Annotated in this window: 13 protein-coding genes and 2 pseudogenes; 2 read left to right on the top strand and 13 right to left on the bottom strand. The window is 57.2% G+C overall.

Translation table 11 applies throughout. The features are described from left to right. Positions 1-93 precede the first annotated feature (93 nt). The 12 genes and pseudogenes from tnpB to ACWGS8_RS18110 form a co-directional block, all read right to left on the bottom strand. Positions 94-399 carry an IS66 family insertion sequence element accessory protein TnpB gene (tnpB, locus tag ACWGS8_RS18165; protein WP_454582198.1) on the bottom strand — a complete coding sequence of 102 codons (306 nt, stop codon included), beginning with the start codon at positions 397-399 and terminating at the stop codon, positions 94-96. After that, positions 399-749, bottom strand: coding sequence for an IS66-like element accessory protein TnpA (tnpA, locus tag ACWGS8_RS18160; protein WP_454582197.1), 351 nt, complete (start codon positions 747-749; stop codon positions 399-401). Before tnpA ends, tnpB begins: the two co-directional genes overlap by 1 nt. A gap of 299 nt (positions 750-1,048) precedes the next feature. After that, positions 1,049-1,346, bottom strand: a pseudogene (locus ACWGS8_RS18155) (integrase core domain-containing protein); the annotation flags it as partial. A gap of 214 nt (positions 1,347-1,560) precedes the next feature. After that, the gene (locus ACWGS8_RS18150; protein WP_454582196.1) at positions 1,561-3,039 is read right to left on the bottom strand and encodes an aldehyde dehydrogenase family protein; all 1,479 of its coding nucleotides are present in this window, start codon (positions 3,037-3,039) and stop codon (positions 1,561-1,563) included. A gap of 644 nt (positions 3,040-3,683) precedes the next feature. Next, positions 3,684-4,685 carry an alpha-ketoacid dehydrogenase subunit beta gene (locus ACWGS8_RS18145; protein ID WP_454582195.1) on the bottom strand — a complete coding sequence of 334 codons (1,002 nt, stop codon included), beginning with the start codon at positions 4,683-4,685 and terminating at the stop codon, positions 3,684-3,686. Positions 4,686-4,689: 4 nt separating this feature from the next. Continuing rightward, positions 4,690-5,775 carry a thiamine pyrophosphate-dependent dehydrogenase E1 component subunit alpha gene (locus ACWGS8_RS18140; protein ID WP_454582194.1) on the bottom strand — a complete coding sequence of 362 codons (1,086 nt, stop codon included), beginning with the start codon at positions 5,773-5,775 and terminating at the stop codon, positions 4,690-4,692. Positions 5,776-6,775: 1,000 nt separating this feature from the next. Continuing rightward, positions 6,776-7,522 (bottom strand): SDR family NAD(P)-dependent oxidoreductase, encoded by a 747-nt coding sequence (locus ACWGS8_RS18135; protein WP_454582193.1) that lies wholly within the window; start codon positions 7,520-7,522, stop codon positions 6,776-6,778. An 803-nt stretch (positions 7,523-8,325) separates the two neighbouring features. Next, a complete protein-coding gene (locus tag ACWGS8_RS18130) occupies positions 8,326-8,745 on the bottom strand; it encodes an SET domain-containing protein-lysine N-methyltransferase (RefSeq protein WP_454582192.1) in 420 nt (139 codons plus the stop codon). Positions 8,746-9,250: 505 nt separating this feature from the next. Beyond that, positions 9,251-9,490, bottom strand: coding sequence for a hypothetical protein (locus ACWGS8_RS18125; RefSeq protein ID WP_454582191.1), 240 nt, complete (start codon positions 9,488-9,490; stop codon positions 9,251-9,253). Positions 9,491-9,547: 57 nt separating this feature from the next. Next, positions 9,548-10,249: a hypothetical protein gene (locus ACWGS8_RS18120; protein ID WP_454582190.1), complete on the bottom strand. Its 702-nt coding sequence runs from the start codon at positions 10,247-10,249 to the stop codon at positions 9,548-9,550. 653 nt (positions 10,250-10,902) lie between these two features. Next, a complete protein-coding gene (locus ACWGS8_RS18115; protein WP_454582189.1) occupies positions 10,903-11,322 on the bottom strand; it encodes a DUF2267 domain-containing protein in 420 nt (139 codons plus the stop codon). Between the two features lie 531 nt (positions 11,323-11,853). Beyond that, positions 11,854-12,783: a 2-oxoglutarate and iron-dependent oxygenase domain-containing protein gene (locus ACWGS8_RS18110; protein WP_454582188.1), complete on the bottom strand. Its 930-nt coding sequence runs from the start codon at positions 12,781-12,783 to the stop codon at positions 11,854-11,856. Positions 12,784-13,413: 630 nt separating this feature from the next. On the opposite strand from ACWGS8_RS18110, the pseudogene ACWGS8_RS18105 reads away from it, so the two are divergent. Beyond that, positions 13,414-14,055: pseudogene (locus ACWGS8_RS18105) on the top strand (transposase); the annotation flags it as partial. Between the two features lie 78 nt (positions 14,056-14,133). On the opposite strand, the gene ACWGS8_RS18100 reads toward ACWGS8_RS18105, so the two are convergent. Next, entirely contained in the window at positions 14,134-14,805 is a 672-nt protein-coding gene (locus ACWGS8_RS18100) for a helix-turn-helix transcriptional regulator (protein ID WP_454582187.1), read from the bottom strand. A gap of 970 nt (positions 14,806-15,775) precedes the next feature. On the opposite strand from ACWGS8_RS18100, the gene ACWGS8_RS18095 reads away from it, so the two are divergent. Further along, positions 15,776-15,964, top strand: coding sequence for a hypothetical protein (locus tag ACWGS8_RS18095; RefSeq protein WP_454582186.1), 189 nt, complete (start codon positions 15,776-15,778; stop codon positions 15,962-15,964). Positions 15,965-16,024 lie beyond the last annotated feature (60 nt).

Raw genomic sequence — 16,024 nt, 5'->3', positions numbered from 1 at the left:
CACCTCCTCGGTCCTTGATGCCGTCAAAAGCCTGCGGAACCACACCATCAATCACCTCGACCTCAGAATCTGTCAGCCTCACAAGGAGGGGTATCAACATGCATAATCGAGCATGTAGGCGAGTTGCGCCGGTGAGATGGAAACAGTGCCATCCGCCGGCGACGGCCATAGAAACCGGCCCTTCTCGAGCCGTTTTGCATACAGCGACATGCCGAGCCCATCATGCCAGATAATCTTGATCAGATTGCCTCCGCGACCGCGGAAGACATAAAGATCGCCGGCGTGCGGATCCCGGCCTAACGTCTCCTGAACCTGCAGAGCAAGGCCTTGCATCCCGCGACGCATATCGGTCCGGCCGACCGCCAACCAGATCCGCACCTGGCTCGGAACCGGGATCATCAAACGCCCAGCGCCTTCACCATCGCCGCCGCCAGTGTCGGTGGCGTGGTCAGCGGAATCCGTAGCCGCATCTTGTCGGCGATCTCCAGCTCGATCACCGCTGGCGGCGCCACCGACACCGACGCGGCGACAGGCTCATCGGGAACCACGACAACTTCGGCAAAGCCCGTCTCGCGGGCTCTCATCGTGCGGCGCCATTTATAGATCAGGCTGGTCGCGACATCGTACTGGCGCGCTACAGCCGCCACCGTGGACCCGGGCGCCAATGCCGCAGCCAGTATCCGGCACTGGTCCTCTTCACTCCAACGACGACGACGCTCCGGCCCGGTCAATAACGTCATCTGGCTCATGCTGTGCTGCTAACCACGCTCGTAAGGACGACCTTAAGAGCGCAGCCTCGCTACCGTGCCTCGCTCGCGCAAGGCGTCCTTCGCCGGAGGCGTACGACACAGCGTTCTCGCCGGCCATTTCGCCACGATTGCGGCGTTGTGGCGAAAAAAGGTCCGCTCCTTATCTTGTAGGACATGACTGAATCTATCTACAGCCGCGCGCAGCCGGCATAATCGCATTCACCAAGACCATCAACGCCGGGCGCTACAAGGCTGGGCAGCCCAATGGCCTGCTGCCGGTTTTTCGGACATGAGCTTAAAGCTAGCATAGCTTGTTCCTCGAACTCGACGGGCTAAGATAGCCGAGCGTCGAGTGCCTTCGCCGAGGGTTATAGAAGCGCTCGATGTAGTCCGCCCTCGCGTCATTTCTCGTCCTGTAGACTTGCGGGCTGTCCGCTCGGTCTTGAGCGACGATAAGAAGCTCTCCATCGCAGCATTGTCCCAAACGTTGCCCGACCGGCTTATTGAGCAGGTGATGCCGTGGTCGGCCATCAGTCGCTGGAACGGCTTGCTCGTATATTGCGATCCCTGGTCGGAGTGGCGCAGCAGGCTGTCGGGCTACTCGGCGTCAGATCGCCATGATGAGGGCGTGGAACTTCGCCAGCCTCTGGCGGTCTCGAGCCTCGGCTCCTCGGCACCGGCAGCCGGCTCCGTCGGCACGCCAGCCAGACGCCGCGCCCCCTATCGTTATCGCCTTCGCCGAGATCACTGCGGCTCGACCAGATCGACGCATGTCCCGAAGCGACCGCGCCTCCGGCCTACATAGGCAATGTCAAACTGCGCCGCTTTGCCCGAAGGGGTCCCGTGGTGCAGAGATCGTGATCCCCACGTTTCTTGTCTGAACATAACCATCCAGCGCTTCTTGGCCCTTCTCCCTGCCATACCCAGACTGCTTTACTCCACCGAATGGTGTTTCTACGCCGCCGACATACCACCCATTCACGTAAACTTGCCCAGCCCACAGGCGATCGGCGGTCCAAAGTGCCCTGTCAATATTGCGAGTGAAAACGCCAGCAGCCAACCCCTGATCGGTGTCGTTTGCGAGGTCGATCGCCATCGCCGGATCATCGAACGTAGTGACGGCGATAACAGGACCGAAGACTTCCTTTTTGAAAAGATTGCTCTGTCGCTCGACATCCGCAAACACTGTCGCCGGCATGAAATAGCCACTCCGCTCAGCAAGAGCAGTTCCGCCGGTCACAACTTTAGCGCCCTGAGAGATCGCGGTCTGGCAGGCTCGCTCGACTCCCTGTCGCTGCTTTTGGGAGATCATGGGAGTAATGTGGCAATTGTCGCGTCCTGGCCCAACGGAAAGTCCGTCGACGCAAGCCTTGACTCTATGAAGCAGCTCGCCTGCAATAGAACGCTCCACAAGCAGGCGTGAAAGGTTGTTGCAGTTCTGGCCGGCATTTAGAAAGGACCCAATCCGAACCGCCTCAACAACGCTGTCGAGATCGGCATCCGAGTAAACAACCGCAGCCGACTTGCCGCCCAATTCCATGATGCAGGGCACGATACGCTCCGAGGCGGCCTTGAGGACCGTTCGCCCAGTAGCTGCGGAGCCCGTAAAGACGATATGGCGAACGTCGGGATGCTCGATCAGCGCCTGGCCTACCGTTTGGCCATAACCAGTGAGAACGTTGACGGCACCGGCAGGCACCCCAGCCGTCTCGCAGGCGCGTGCCATCTCAATTCCGGACAACGGGGCCAACTCTGGCGACTTCACCACCACTGAATTTCCTGTCGCGATCGCGCAGGCAAGCGACCGAGCCGTTAGTTCCAGGGGACCATTCCACGGAACGATTTGGGCGGACACGCCGAACGGACTCCGGAGCGTGTAGTCCACCAGGTTGGCCCCGCGTGGGATGGAACGACCTTCAAGCTTATCGGCCAAGCCTCCATAGTACCGCAGGTATCTAATGGCTGTTTGAACTTCGCCATAGGCGAGATCTAATGCCTTACCCGTCTCGGCACAGTTGATGGTCGCAATCTCCTTGACTCGCGCGTCAAGGGCGTCAGCAATCCGAAACAGCATGCGTCCACGATCATATGGATGCATGTCGATCAGAACGCGGTCGCGAAAGACTCGGTGAGCGGCGGCAACGGCGAGTTGGACCTCTTCGGGTCCAGCCTCTGCTACAACGGCTATAACTTCCCCATTTGACGGATCGTCTACCTCGATCCGTGCGCCGGACGAAGAGTCCTGCCACCTTCCATCGATGTAACTTTTAAACACTTCAGTGCTGGGCATGTCGTTATTCTTTCAACAGTTTTCGTTATCTTCTCAGCTGCGGAATTGCCTCGGTGATGACCTTAGGCGGACTGTTCGGCGCGCTCATGTAAGAACACCTTGGCACCACCTCTCGGGCGTCCACCTCAGCCTAAGCGGTCCAGCTGATCCACGTTGTCAACCGTGACTTGCCAGGATGCTGCGGTGGCCTTAGCAATCGTGGCTTTCAGCGAGCAAGCAACCGAGGAGGGGCCGTATCTCCGCGGGGAACGAGATCAAATCGCTCACATGCGCGAACCGCTCATTCATTGTGGGCGAACTCCTTCGAAATGAACCCCTCCAATCACATCAACATCTTCCATCTTCATGGCCAACAGTCGGAAGCCGTAGTGCACGGCTGACATTATTTCATTCGACGAGCCGCTTTAGGCGAACATTGGCTGCAAACGCAGAATCTCAGCGCAATTCGACCGATGACGCAAACAATCGGCACTTTGCGGTCCAAACCGAGTGATGTTCAACCCCATTTGCCACCTGGTGTATGGCCGTAGCGCGCTCATTGATAACTAGGGCAGCCAGAGCCATCGCGTCGACTGGGCCTCTCCGATAGTTGGGGTCAACCGACGCCGGCGGGAATACGCTGGACGCAGAGACGGCTTAGGATTTCAGAGAAGTTGCCGACTAGCTTGCATAATTCGCTTCTTGGTAGGGTAGAAGTCCCTTTCAAGAGCCGGACTAAATGGGACGTGAATATCGGGCGCGCTTAGGCGCACGATAGGCCGCTTCAATAGATAGAACGCCTCTTCCGCCATCACAGCGGCGATTTCGCTTCCAACGTTGCAAACGCGGTGGGCATTGTCGACAATTAAAAGTCGGCCTGTTTTTGCGACCGAGCGTTTAAATGCCTCATGATCAAGCGGCTTCAAGGTACGTGGGTCAATCACCTCGACCGAAATGCCTTCCTCACCGAGCGCGTCGACAGCTTCCATCGTCGACCGAATGGCGCCGGCGACGGCGATAAGGGTTATGTCTTTTCCCTCGCGCTTCACATCCGCTTTGCCAATCGGGATTAAATGATCCGGATCTGTGGGAACATCGCCCTTGACGGTCCACAGTTGGTTATCTTCGAAGATAAGTACGGGATCATCGTCGCGAATGGCCGACTTCATAAGACCCTTGATGTCGGCTGCACCAGTCGGGCTGACGATCTTGAGGCCCGGCACATTCATGAAAAACGGATATGGCCGGTCGGCATGCTGCGCTGCATTGGACCCGACCGGGTACATACAGCAACGAACCACGATAGGAATGTCGATTTGACCTCCAGTCATAAACCGCAGCTTCGAGGCCTGGTTGATTATCTGATCCGAAGCGAGATAGAGGAAACTGCCCACTGTTAGGTCCACGATCGGACGCAATCCATTGATGGCGGCCCCGATCCCCATCCCCGTAAAACTGCCTTCTGAGATTGGGGTGTTCCAGATCCGATTCCTGCCGAATTGCTCAAGGAGCTTAACGCCGCCGTAGACTGCGACGTCCTCTCCCACCAGAACAACTCGCTCATCACGCGCCATTTCCTCTACCTGCGCTTGCATGAGCGCGTCAAAATAGGTCATCTCAATATGGGTGCCGGGCGTAGCGGCAAATTTCTGTACGTCAGTTTGCATTCGATTAAGACCTCTCCAGCTCAGCCGCGAAGCTGTACTGGCCTGCAAGAGATGATTTGAACATGTAATCGGGTAAGGTTTCAGGCCTAGGCATCGGGCTGGCCAAAGCGAATTGTAAAGCCTGTTTGACGGCGTCGGTGACTTCGTCCTCTATTGCTCTCAGATTCTCTTCATTTCCACCTTCTTCTAAGAGCACATTTCGATATAGCGAAATCGGGTCACGGTCACGTTTGTGCTTCTCGACTTCTTCGGCCGATCGATATCCAAGTACCCGACTACTCGAGCGGAAACTGTGGTCATCGAATCTATAGGTTTCGGCTACTATAAGTGTGGGCCCCTCACCTACGCGCGCTCGGTTAACGGCCTGCGCCACGGCTTCATAGACGGCGCTCACGTCCTGCCCGTCAACCGTTACCCCTGGCATTCCGTAGCCCGGCGCTCGCAGCGCGATGTCCGTCTGCCCGTGGCTTTGCGCCAACGAGGTGGTGAATGCATAGAGGTTGTTCTCACAAAGATAAATGACTGCAAGTTTCCATAGGGACGCCATGTTGAGACTCTCGTGGAAGGTGCCCTGGTTCACCGCTCCATCGCCGAAAAAGCATAGCGTGACCTGATCGACGCCCCGCACCTTGGCGCTGAAGGCACACCCCGTGGCAAGGGGAATGCCTCCTCCGACGATCGCCGATTCGGTCATAATCCCGACCGATTTGTCCGCAAAGTGCATCGACCCGCCGCGTCCCTTGCAAATGCCGCCCTCCTTTCCCATCAGTTCGGCCATTAGCGCGTTCAGATGGGCACCCTTCCCAATCGGATGGCCATGCGAACGATGCGTTCCGGTCATGGTGTCATTATCCCCAATAGCGAGACATGCCCCTACGATCGCTGCTTCTTGACCCACACTCGTGTGGAGGAATCCGGGGATCTTGCCACCTTTGAACTGGCGCATACTCTCTTCCTCGAAGCGGCGGATACGAAGCATGCGCCGATAAGCCTCTAGTCTCCTGTCACCCTGCAATAGCATGATCCACGTTGCTCCATTGTTTAAGTAAAAGATGCGGCCTTTGATAGAGTGCTGGCCGTGTAAATACATCGTGACGAATCAAACCACTTTCCTGTTTCTCTGTTGGAATTGGCGACCTGAAGTGCCCATATCGGGCGTGAATTCGCCTGAACCGTCCGGGATGCGCTCGGCCTTGTGCAGCCCAAGGCCCTCCCCCGCGCATTCACGAAGGCATCGTGGACGGAGTGTTCGAGCGCGCCTGGTAGGCTGCATCGCTCTGATAGCACAGGACCAGGGCGTCGATGATCACTCCCTCGGGAAAGGGTCATCGTGATCGGCAGTGCCCGAGTGGAGAACGGCGTCCAACGGAACAACCCTGAAACTAAGCAAAAGCCTCGCTTCACGGAATTGGCTGTGCGCGTTGTTGCATTGCGAGCGAGACGCCGACCTTGGCTTGGTGACGCCTTGTTTTGAACTCTTGGCACTAGTATGTGCATGAAGGCCCTCGACTGCAAACCGGCGAGCGTTGCGCTTTGGCGCGTCGCCTTCAAACCAGTCACGCGCGGAATAGGAGCCAAGCACGAGCCCCTTGAGTGGTCCATTGCCGCAGGGACGGCCCTCGCGGGCGCGTATATGAAGCTTTGCTGCAGCAATGGCCTTATTCCTGCTCCAAGTGCTTTCTCGGCATTTTTGAGAGTTGTAGCCAATCCCGTGCCAGTTGAATTTTGGCTGTGGAATCACACTCCTTTTCAACGACCGAGCGTGGCCGAAGAAGTCCGTAGCCTTCCTTTGTCCGAACCTGGACAACAATGTCGGAAGCCGGTCAAAGGCTGGGGGGCGGGAGACGACACGGCGTGACCTGGCTCTGAATATCCTGGCTTTGAGGGCGGCCTGAGCTTCAGAACATGTTGCGCAAATTGCCTCATCCGGCGTATCGTGGGTGCCTCCCCTCTAACCGGCTGAAGCGACGGCGAGGCTGGGCTAGCAGCGGTCACGATTCGCGGCCTTCGGCTCGGCGTCCTGCAGGACATTTTGAGAAACGATTTGTCCCGCGTGACGCCCAGCCGGGTTCGCAAATGGGAGACCGCACTCACCAGATCGTGTACCCTCCATCCACGGGAAGAACTGTGCCGGTCACGTAGCTGGATGCGTCGCTAGCGAGAAATTGAACTGCATTTGCGATCTCCTCCGTCCGGCCCAAGCGCCCTATCGGCGTAAGCTCGGCCCAGGTCGAAATGCTGTCGTTGGAGTCATTGGTCATCTTCGTGGCGACGTAGCCTGGAGCGACTGCGTTGACGCGAACGCCTGATTTTGCCCATTTGCAGGCATAGCTCTTTGTGAGCATGTGCACGCCAGCTTTGCTGGCGTTGTAGGCTGGGTCGCTCTGCAGCTTTGCAACGATCGAGCCGCAGATCGATCCAATATTGACAATGTTGCCCGAGCCGCGTTCGGCCATCGCAGTGCCGATCGTCCTGCAACAATTGAACACTCCGTCCAGATTAACGGAGATCACGAAGCGCCAGTCATCGTCACTTGTATCTCTCGTCTTGCCCGGGACCCCGGCATTGTTAACGAGGATATCCGGGCAAGGCCCGATCGATGCGGCTAGGTCGCGCACGGACTGCGGATCGGCGACATCGCACTGGAAGGCATCAACGTCAGGGCCCACTCCGGCTGCAGCCTTCCTAGTGGTGTCGAGGTCGAGATCGACCAAGGTGAGCGAGGCGCCGGCCATCCTTAGCGTTCGCGCAATTTCCAGCCCGATGCCTTGTGCGCCGCCGGTTACGAGCGCCGAACGGCCTGTAAGGTCAAAACGCTTCATGAGATCGGGATCCATCATGCTTGCTCCTTTGGGTTGACATCTTGAATTCGTGAGGGTCCTTCGCTGGCGGGTACTTCGATCATATAGATGCCAACCGAGACGATCGGGTACGAACAATGCCAATGATCGCCCCTAACGCTGCCCCGTATGACCGTCTCAAAGCAGCGGGATGTAGTGACGGCTCTGGTCAGTGCCAATATCGGCGACCTTTGCGCCAAACTTGCCGGCCGGGTTGACCAGCAGGATGTTCCGATCTTGAGTCGCCTCGCAGGCCGGCCTCCCAAGTCGTCAGAGTTTACAGCGCACCCATGCCGTGCAAAGGCAGGCGCAGATACGTACTCCGTCCTCCCCTCTTCTCGCTCTTGAGCGTGCCGCTACAGATAGCCAGACGCAGCCGTGACAGATAGCATTGAAATAACAATTTGGCTCTTGCGCTATTGACTCGGTTGCGCGACGCGTTCCGGATAATACCGCGCAATATCTGTGCCAGATAAAAACTCGCCAGATTCAGGTGACTGGCTAAACTGCGTAGGTCACATGTCTAACATCGTCATCGGGAGTACGCAATTTGTCTGGGATTGAAGATGAATTGTTACCCGACCACAACCATCCGAGGTGCGACTCCGTGTTGGTAATGATCGGGGGCGAAGATGCCTTCGGCCATCTAGCCTGAAAAATTCATGAGGGTTGGCGGATGTCGCGCAACCGAGCGTGCTGTTTCGGGCGGGCGAACTGAAGGGATCTGGGTTCCCGACGTGGTGCATGAAGCGGCCCGCGAGGAGGTTCCAGATTTAAGTTACCGAGCTCAAGCATGCGACTCATTCAACGAACTTGACACTTGATGGGTAATCAAAAATATTATTGTAACGAAGCGTAATTTCCTCGTCGACGCCTATATCCTTTGTGGCGATAATGCTTGCCCAGGCGCCCGCTTCTCCATCCCCCCAAACTGTCTTCGCATTCGGGGTCGCCGAGTGGTTTACTATAGATATGAACCCGAATACAACGTACCCAGCTATACCGTTCTCGCTCGATATTTTATCCGGTCTTACGAAATAATACTCGAGTAACCCTGTTTTTTTGAACAGTGCCGCTGCAGGCTCGTCAAATTCCCATGTAGGAGCTATATCAATTATATCGCCAGATTTGAATGGAATGTTAGCAAATAGGCCACGGCCTTTATATGGCACGGATTTGATATACACTGAGTTGCTTCGATTAAATATCTTATCGACCATTCTGGACCCCTCTCGTGCTATGCATGAAACGCTTCCTGCATTGTGTCCGCTACGGACGGACCGCCATTTTGCTTGAGTGCCGTGCGTCTCCGGTCTGGCCGCCCTCTAGGAAACGCAGGGAATGATCCGATCGGCAGACGGCCTAGACCGACCCTACTCGCTTACGAGGTTTTCGCCGTAAACCTCGCCCTTGGCGGGCTGCGGTCAAGGGCCGCCGAATCCAAGGAGCCAGCGCTCATTTTCTACCGGGGAGAAGCTCAAGGGCTCCATCTTTGACGAAAATAGCGTCTCTGGAGCGAACATAGGCTGCACTCGCCCTTGCGGCACCTGCCAAAACGTGTAGCTGTTTTTGCCGAGCGAGACGTATTGTGCTGCTGCGCTGGTTACGTGACGCCTACTGCGGGCACCTCGAGGGGGTGAGCCGGCTCCTGATGCGACTTGTCCGCGCCCACGGCGATCGAACAGCCTTCGGCCGGCAGGCAGTAGGGTTTGATCATCCCGTGCTCTACGCACGCGGGCCACGCGCCTCGATGGCCGCCGATGCCATGGCGGCTTCGGTCCGATCCAGGCGGCCGAGCGGATTAGACTGGTTCGTCAGCATTCTTTTCTTCCTGTCCTTCACTGGCGATACGTGCTGTAAGGTGCGGCCGCGCCCGGGTAGGCGGTTTTGCGGAGACTGCTCGCAGCGCCAAGTAAAGCCAAAAGCGACCATCGGCATCAGGAAGGCATCGCCCAACAGCTTCATTCGACGCGATCCCGACAGCGGCTGCAAGTCAGACCGTGAGCTGTGAACGCAAGCGAGTCAGGCAAGGCCCTGCACTGGCGTCTTGGCGGCTTTGATGCGTTGGGACAATTCGCTCCGCGTCAGCCAAAGAAGCCAATCATCCTCTTTGACGCCGCGGTCAGGCAAAGTCAAAACGGCCCCCTGCGCTTCTCTGTTAAGGTAGCCATACTGATCGGCAATTCCCTTCTCGATTATCCAACTAGGGACAAGAGCATAAATGAAATCAGGTGACCATTTCGCCCACGCCAGCCCAAACGCCATGCTAGCAAGCGTACTAGGCAATCCCAGTCCTCTAAAATCCTCTCGGAGCCATAGGTCGCCGTGATAAGCTACCATGCCGGACATGGTCTGGGCGGTCGGCGCAAGGCAAGAACAGGAGGAGCCGGCGCCGGCGCGACTCTTTGGATCCGTGTAGAAGGCTTTCAACGACTCGAGATGTCCAGCCAAATTGGTCGTCCGCAGATCGTCCAATCGAAGCGCCTGAACATGCGCCACTCTACCTTTTTGGTCTTCTCCAACAATCCAAAACGCGCGGTCAGCTTCCAGCCGCGAGCAATCTGGCCGGAAGCTCGGATCCGTCGGCGATTTTCCAATCGTGCTTGATGTGACTTCAATGTATTGGTTGAAGTTTTCGCCCGTTCTGAGCCGCAGTCCAACGCTTAGTGCAGCATCATTTACACACTGTATATATTTGAACGCGTCAAACGATTTTCGGTTCACTTTGCCCACCTATTGTTATGCCGCCGATCTCCAGTGTACCGACCAGTGCACATTATCGATACTACCAGATTTTGTAGATTTCTGCGATTACCAAGCGAGGTGGCGCTAGGCACGACAGGACCTACATTCGCTGCCGGGATCTGACCACCTGGGCCGGGAATTAATCGCTCTGGGTAACGCTAAGATGTGCGGGCTGGACCGCGACGGCACAACACCGATCGGCGATGGCGTAAACCGTCCTCCAAAAAAACAACCTTGAACTTGCGATTCATAGCCGTGTGACGGTTGCGTGCTCCCTCTCTGTCTCTCGGCCCGGACCGCCCCGTCGGCGAACAACACCTTAGTTGCGCCGCTGAACAAGCGATTCCACGGCGAATGCCTGGCCGGCCTTGGTCGTCCATCCTCGCGGACGGGCCGAACAAGTGAACCATTGCCGCGGAGACCACCAACGAGCGCCCTCGTGAGCACGGTTAGATCGCAAGGTCCTGATAACTCCCGTGCAATCCCGGGACATCGCCAGGCGATTACCTGAGCCGGAAAACTGATAAGTCCGGCGGTCCATAGAATGGTATCGGAACAGTGCCGCGACGTTTCCAACTGCCGGCCATCCCACAGACCTTCGGAACTCGCCAAACTCACTCAAGAGGTCTATCTCAGACTGGCCAAAGGTCGTTTAGCACTCTTGGAGTGGCGGCCTTCGCCTCTTGGGTCTCTGCTACAGACATACGGTCCGCCAACTGGCCTAGTACCGAGCGGGCAACCTCTTCGGGATCTACGGCCGGGTCGCGGTGGACGCCTTCGTGGATCCGGTCGAGGAACGAGTTTCGGTTTCTCGCTTTGGTGCGCCGGGCCGGGTGCCAACCCTCGTAGTAAAAGCCACGCAGCAACGCTGGCAGCCGCGCGCCTATGTACACGGCCTCGTCGCGATCCAGGCAATCGCGCAGGGCGTGCAGCGTCGCAATCAGAGCCCGGTATACCTGCTCGCGTTCATGCCACCGAAGTCTCCACACCAGATCGCTGATCCAATTCTGAGTTGCTTGCAGCGCATAGTCCGGATCGAGGCTCACGTACATGAGCATTCTCCTGTCTTTAAGGTTGTCAGCATCAGATTACTCGTCGAGATGCATTTCGCCGGCGTTGAGGGTGGACCCACTTGGACAGCGGGACTAGCACTGCAAAGAAGATGAATAAAATCGGCCCGTTCGCCGCCTGCAGGATGATACCGATGTCGATGCTAGATTCTGAAGTCGGCCTTCCGCTCGCAGCGTAGAGTCTAGAGGCAAAGCCTGACCTTGGCATTCGCGCGGCTCCCAGCGCGCGCCGCAGTCACAGAAAGACGGATCATCCCGACCGCTCCACTTCCCTTTTCCGAAATCATCACCTCCAGCGCAGCGGCACAGCGAAAAGCCGTGGCGCTGCAGCTTGCTTGAAAAAGTACCGCGTGGAGCTCGTGCAGCCACAATTCAAACGTAGCATCAGCGCGCTTCTCCCGAGGCGCGTTGCAGGCGGCCCGTGGAGACGCGCGACGGCGGCTGGACTCTTCCAGCGCACCACCAAGCTGTGTCACGTCATGCCATAGTCTGCGCACGTTAGAGAACGGACACTTACTGCAGTTCGCGCGCGCGCCCGGCACCATTCCCGGTTTCGATTGACGCCATGTTGCCTAGCATCATCTCCGCGACGCTGAAGGTGTGCCCCCCTTGCCGCGAAGTCAAGCTAGCGTCAATGTCGGGATAGATGAAGAAGGGTAGCGAAATTCGATCACTCAGACCATTGTGCGCGACCTGATGCGGCGTACTCTTGAAGCGGTCGTCGCTCAGAGCCTGGAACATATCGCCCAAATTGACTACGAGACTGTCGGGCAGGCTCGGCACTGGCATCCAGCGCCCGCGCAACCATACCTGCAACGACCGGGTGGGTAGTTCCTCTTGCAGCAGCAGCGTGAAGAAGCCACCATCTGTGTGCTTGGCGCACGTGCCGCCGCGAGCTGGGTATCGAATTACGCGTTGCCCCAGCGTCGGCGGGCTGAAATGGCGGCGGAACCAGCCTTGTTCCAAACCGATCAAGTCGGCAAGCTCGGTTCCGAGCTGCGGGATAACTGCGTGGAGCACGGTAGCCTGCAAAGCAAGCAGGCTTCGCGCGAAACCAGGAGCCAAGACCTCATCCGGAAGCAGCGTGCTCCCAGCAAACGGACGACGGTCGCCTTCGCTGTCGATTCCGAGATCGAACACTTCCTTTGGATCGCGGCCGGCGTCGGGATGTAGAATTTCCCCGTGCAATGGACTGTATCCACGGGCGATAGTGGGATAGATCCCTTGAGCGGCGTGACCAAAGCGCTCCTTCGTTGACTGTGGCAACGCGAAGAAGCGCCGGGAGGCCTCGATGGCTTGCGCGATCTGTTCTTTCGGGATGCCATGCTGGACAAGGTAGAAAAACCCGTAATCCTCGCATGCCAAGCGTAAGCGCTTGCGCTCTTCAGGCCGCGTTTTATCGGCTGTCAGATTTTCCAGTGATATTTGTGGTAGTGTGGTCATAATTGTTCATCCTTGGTCCATTGGCCTGTGAACTTCGTCGCACACTCAGTAGTCTACCAGTATATCGCGACGTATCTTCGGTCGATTCGACAGTGTCCCGGCACAACGTGCTCACATCCTTCGAGAGCGACGCCGCCGCGAACCGGCTCTCACAGCCAATCAGACCTGACGTCGCTGCGCGAAAAACGCGTCCACCCGACGTATTCCAGGCCGGTCTATCAGGATCGACGCTGACTTGGACATGGCGGTTGCGGCGGGTTTCCTTTCAGGCCATCTACGATAACGCGTACTTCCATTGTTTTAAGTACATGATGACTTCCTCCATTCGTCGGAATGCACATGGGCGCGTTCGGCATCTCTCCGTATATATCCACCAAATATCCGCCTGCATCAATACAAGATATGATAAGAATTTTTTGCAAAGCATTAAATCCAGACCACACTGCTTAACATTTCTCATTTTGCAGTCCGATTTCAGAAGGCCGCGGGTAAAGGATCTTCCTGCCACCACTTCTCGCGGAGCCTCACCGCCACGACCGACGATACCTTGCTGCCGCTCTCATTCCAGACGTGCCTCACCCGCTGTGGATCGTGCGAATTTTGGATCGCAGTGGACAGCCTGTCGGCCAGTTGCAAGCCGTCGCTCGGCCGCGGCCAAAGCACGCCATGGCCGACATTCTGCGCGCCCGCATCTTTGCGACCTCCTGCGGCTACGAGGATGCCAACGAACTCGATTGGCTGCGCACCGACCCGGTCTTCATGCTCGCCTGCGGACGGCTGCCCGACAGCGGGATTGATCTGTGCTCGCAGCCACCTGCTCGCGCCTAGAGAACCTGCCAGACCTGTGCACCATCATCCGGCTCGGATGGGTGCTGGGCGATCTGTGGCTGTCGAGCTATGCCGCGCGCCCAAAAGCGTGACGCTCGACATCGCCGATATGTTGATGTCGTTCACGGCCATCAGCAGCTCTCGCTCTTCAACGTCCGATACGCCGAGCGCCACTTCCTGCCGACCCACATCTGAGACGCCGCGACCGCCGTGATCCTGCCTCCTGGCAAGACACCGGCAAGGAGATTCGCGGGCATCTGCGCCGCTTGTCCAGAGCATCCGCGCGCGGCCGGCCACCCAAACCCTGGTCCGCGGCGACACACGGCCAGCTATTGCCGGGCGCAGGTCATGGCCCGGTGCGATAACAACGCGCTCGACTACCTCTTCGGATTGGCCGGCAACAAGGTTCTCCCGCGTCTCGCCGATGAAGCCGCCGACGCTATCCCCAAGTGTAAGAGCGCAGTTCTCCATCACAACACACGACCCCGTGACTTCGGGCATAAAAATACGTTTCACGTTGAGCTATAATTCTACTATACCGCGCCTTACCACTTCCATGGCAGCGGTTATTCTGCTATTAGCATCCATTTTTTTCATCACGTTTTTTATGTGGAAATTAACGGTATTTACGGATATCCCTAGAATTTTTCCTATTTCCCACGACGATTTCCCTTTCACCGTCCATAGGATACACTCTTTTTCTCTTGGGGAAAGGTTAGAGAAGCTTTCGATGCCTGTCGCATCAGCGAATTCCGCGACCCTCAGATGAAAATGTGAGGCCGCAAGTTGCAAGTACGTGATTGTTCTATTTGGGAATTCACCGTCCCAAGCCTGAGCAAAGTTCATGATCGCAAAGCTGCCCTCGGGGCCGTGCAATGGGACGCTAATGCCTGACCTTAAGCCAAAGGTGGCAGCCTCGTCAAAAATGCGCCGCTCGTCTTCAGTCGTGCTTTCGTCGTTGTACACCTCGCTCCAACGAAAGGCTTCTATTCGCCTCCGACCTCTCTTGATAGTAGGGTCTATTTTGTCATAGCCCATTTCGAGATAGCGTTCCCGCCATCCATCAGGGTAATTCAGCATGACCGCCGGATCGCCTCGCACCGGCGTTAAGCCTTTCTGGTCTCGTGCGAGAGAGCCATAGGCGACCCACGGGCAATCAAAATTCCGGGCAAAAGCAGATAGCAGGTCGAACAACTGCTTGGGTTGTCCGATGCCATAAGTCCGGTCGAGAAAACGGGCAAGTTCGGCCGCGAACGCCTCCCTGGTAGCCCCAGGAAAATTCAATTGGGTAACAAAAAGAGCTGGTCGGACACTCTCGGTGAGAGCTCTCGAAATTCAGTGACAGCAGTCATTCGCCGGGGTTGCATAGGCTCTGCTCCGTAGCCATTCGTTTGGATGTTGCCACTTTGGCGCACCACAGATTCCGGCTCGGAGGCTGCGGCTCCACGTCGTCATCGGCAGGCCAACATCACCTGAGCTCTAGCAGCTCACCGCAATTGGTAAAGTCAATTTAATTTACAACAGTGCTTCGTTTTCGCGAACCGCGCGCAACAAACAACACAAAACTTCCAGCTCAATACCCATTTTCCGCTTACACATCATAATAAATCGATTGGCACCGCCGTTCAGATTACCCACTGGTCGGCGCACAACCTTCCTGCCGAGAAAAAGGGGCTCAGAACGGCGACCTCACAATGTCATTCGTAGGTGGAAGGCCGTGAGGGTCTAGCGCTGACAGAGTCAGCGGGATGGCGACGGAGTTCGAAGTGCTTGAGGATGGCGTTCTGGATGGTGCGGTTTATGCGTTCGACTTTGGTACAGGGATGCCTATGTTTTGTAAGGGGTGATCGATATCGTCGCGGGCAATGGCTATCTCCAAGGCATGAGCGCGGAAGAGTTGCTTATGTGCATTTCGGCATCGTTCCAGCTCTCACCTTTTCTGCGCTCTGGAGGGGACGCGGTTGTAACGGATTGCCACAGAACGTCGATGGTCTGATGGCCTTGGCTTGGGCTTGGCGAGAGCCGTTATCCGAATCTCGTGCGCAGTACATTTGTCGAGGATGACAACAGACCTGTGCCGGCGTCGGAGCGAGCTGCGGTTTCGACGTAGGTCTCAAAGATGCGCCGGTTCACCGGGTGTCGACCACGAAAGGGGCGTTGCGCCATGGCAGCGCAGCCCGGCGATGAAGATCTGGGTCGGTGCCTTTTAGCTGTTGCCTTTCAGGCAACAGCCACGCAGGCGCCTGGTTCCATTTCGTCGATGAACACCAGCCGATGCGGCTCGAGCCGCATCCAACGGCTGGCACGCCGCGCCTCTGATGTCGAGACAACTGCCGGCCAGCAGCGTTTCTGAAGCGGTAGCCGCTCCTAATGGGCCAAGCGTGGTCGAGGCGAGAGCGACCTGCAGGCCCGC

It is taken from the genome of Mesorhizobium sp. 43Arga, assembly GCF_053714255.1.
The sequence above is the reverse complement of the archived record's forward strand: the minus strand, read 5'-3'. Positions and strand labels throughout refer to the sequence as shown.